The organism is Blautia faecis (genome assembly GCF_027662325.1).
GTDB lineage: Bacteria > Bacillota > Clostridia > Lachnospirales > Lachnospiraceae > Blautia_A > Blautia_A faecis.
Genome location: NZ_JAQDKY010000089.1, coordinates 1 through 2,673 on the forward strand (window position 1 = coordinate 1; position 2,673 = coordinate 2,673).

General features: G+C 42.0%; 2 protein-coding genes. Both read left to right on the forward strand.

What is annotated here, in order from left to right:
• Window positions 1-45: 45 nt before the first annotated feature.
• A complete protein-coding gene (locus tag PGQ38_RS19140; RefSeq protein WP_173769348.1) occupies window positions 46-594 on the forward strand; it encodes a TetR/AcrR family transcriptional regulator in 549 nt (182 codons plus the stop codon).
• Window positions 595-737: 143 nt separating this feature from the next.
• On the forward strand, window positions 738-2,645 hold the full coding sequence (recQ, locus tag PGQ38_RS19145; protein WP_118578235.1) for a DNA helicase RecQ: 1,908 nt from the start codon (window positions 738-740) through the stop codon (window positions 2,643-2,645).
• The last annotated feature ends 28 nt before the right edge of the window (window positions 2,646-2,673 follow it).

Here is a 2,673-nt window from a genome sequence, read left to right on the forward strand (position 1 = left end):
CTTTTAATCAACTAAATAGCAAATTAAAATAAAGGATAACGCTATATGGATATTAGAATTGAAAAAACCAGACAGAGTATTATAAATGCTTTTATAGAGTTGCGTTCTCATAAGGAGCTGGAGAGGATTACGATTAAGGAGTTGTGTGAGAAAGCGCAGATCAATAAATCTACATTTTATGCACATTATCAGGATATTTATCATCTCTCGGATACATTGGAAACGGAAGTTGTGGTATCAATTATGGAGAATCTCACTCATCCGGAGAGAGTACTGGAGGATACTGCTTTTTTTTCCAGGGAACTGTTCATGGGGTTTCTGGCAAAGGATTCGCTGATCGGGATTTTGTTTTCGGGAAGCAGGAGTAAATGCCTGGTGCAAAAAATTGAAGTTGCTTTAAAGGAGCTGGTGTTTAGAGCTTACCCTCAATATCGGGAAGACAAGGACATTAATATTATGCTCACTTACATTCTATATGGATGTTATTATGCGTTTTATGAAAACCGAAAATATGGAGATGTGCCAGTGCTTTCCAGTATTACAGAACTTACAGGCAAGACGGCGCAGGCAGCATTAAAAATGATAAAAAAATAAAAGCACCTCAATGCACGCAACATTAAATATGATAAAAACTAAAAGCACCCTCGAAGTGTGCAACTTTGCAACTACTAAACAGTCACCTATTTTCATCGCAGGAGGTCAATAAATTGACAACAAACAATTCGAATATACAAGAAATGAATTCTGGTACTCCACCAGTATCTCCCTTACAAATTTTAAAAACTTACTTCGGATATGATTCCTTCCGGGAAGGACAAGGAGAAATTATAGATACCATTTTAAGTGGAAGAGATGCTCTGGCAATTATGCCGACAGGGGCCGGAAAATCCCTTTGTTATCAAGTTCCAGCGCTGCTTTTGCCAGGAATTACATTGGTGGTTTCACCGCTGATCTCACTTATGCAGGATCAGGTGAAATCTCTAAATGAAGCAGGAATTCACGCGGCTTATATTAATTCCTCACTGACTGAGGGACAGATTAATAAGGCTCTTTCTTTCGCTGCGCGAGGTGTCTATAAGATTATTTACGTAGCACCAGAACGACTGGAAACAGCTTCATTTCTAAGCTTCGCGCTACATACTCCTATCTCCATGGTAACTGTAGACGAGGCCCACTGTATCTCCCAATGGGGACAGGATTTCCGTCCAAGTTACTTAAAAATCATAGATTTTGTGGAACAGCTGCCTGGCAATCCGATCATCAGTGCCTTCACTGCCACCGCAACAGAAGTGGTAAAAAATGACATTGCAAGGATCCTGAAACTGAAGAATCCCAACGTTGTTGTCACTGGTTTTGACAGAGAAAATCTCTATTATCAAGTGGAACATCTCACTGGAAAGCAGAAGGACATCTTTATCCAAAATTACATAGAAACCCACCCAAACGAAAGCGGAATCATCTACTGTGCCACCAGAAAAAACGTGGATACTTTGTATGAGAAATTATTGAAACAAGGCGTCTCTGTAACCCGTTACCACGCTGGAATGAGCAACGATATCCGCAAAAAAAGTCAGGATGATTTCATCTATGACCGCGCTCAGGTTGTGATTGCCACCAATGCTTTTGGCATGGGAATCGACAAATCCAATGTGCGTTTCGTCATCCACTACAACATGCCTCAGAGCATGGAAAACTATTACCAGGAAGCTGGCCGCGCAGGACGTGATGGTGAACCTGCAAAATGTATCCTTCTCTTTTCCACTCAGGATGTGATGATCAGCAAACTCCTTCTTGGAAGCAAAGACTTCGAAGGTATGGATTTTCAGGAAATTGAACAGGTAAAACATCAGGATTCCCGCCGTCTCCAACTTATGGAAGGCTACTGTATGACCACCTCCTGCCTGCGCAATTACATCCTGGAATACTTCGGAGAAACCACACATCAGCCTTGTGATAATTGCGGCAACTGTCACCAGGAATTTGAAGAACTGGATATGACCCTGGATGCCAAATGGGTAGTCGGCTGCATCACCGAAATGCGCGGCCGCTATGGCCAGGCTCTGGTAATCGGCACCCTCCTTGGCTCAAAAAAAGCCCGTCTGAAGGACATTGGCGCCACCTCCTACAACTGTTATGGTCAGTTAGAGAACCGCACTGAAGCCGACCTCCGGCTCCTTATAAGCCAGATGATCCGTATGGGATATATCATCCAGACAGAAGGAGAATACAGTGTTTTAAAAGCAGGAAATATTGAAGATTTACAAAATAAAAATACAAAGATCATAATAAAGAAATTTAAAGAAAAAGAGAAAATATCAACCACAAAGAAACACAAAACTTCATTCAAAAAGGACAGTTTTTCCGCTTCCGCAGAAAGCTCATCCGCTGATTCCACTGCCACAAACTCCAGCCGCAATTCTGCCCTTTTTGAAGCCTTGCGGCAGCTCCGTCTCCAGATTGCCAAGGAAGAATCTGTCCCTCCCTACATCGTCTTCACCGACAGAACCCTTATCGATATGTGCAGTAAACTTCCTCAGAATGAGGATGAAATGCTCAATGTATCCGGTGTAGGACAGAACAAACTTAAGAAATACGGACAACGATTTTTACAGGAAATATCCGCATTTCAGTCTGCTAATCACTAGACATCATTGCTATTTAATTGGTTGGTCG

Coding starts and splice junctions, on each gene's coding strand:
- PGQ38_RS19140 (WP_173769348.1), top strand. CDS start 46: ATGGATATTAGAATTGAAAAAACCAGACAGAGTATTATAAATGCTTTT.
- recQ (WP_118578235.1), top strand. CDS start 738: ATGAATTCTGGTACTCCACCAGTATCTCCCTTACAAATTTTAAAAACT.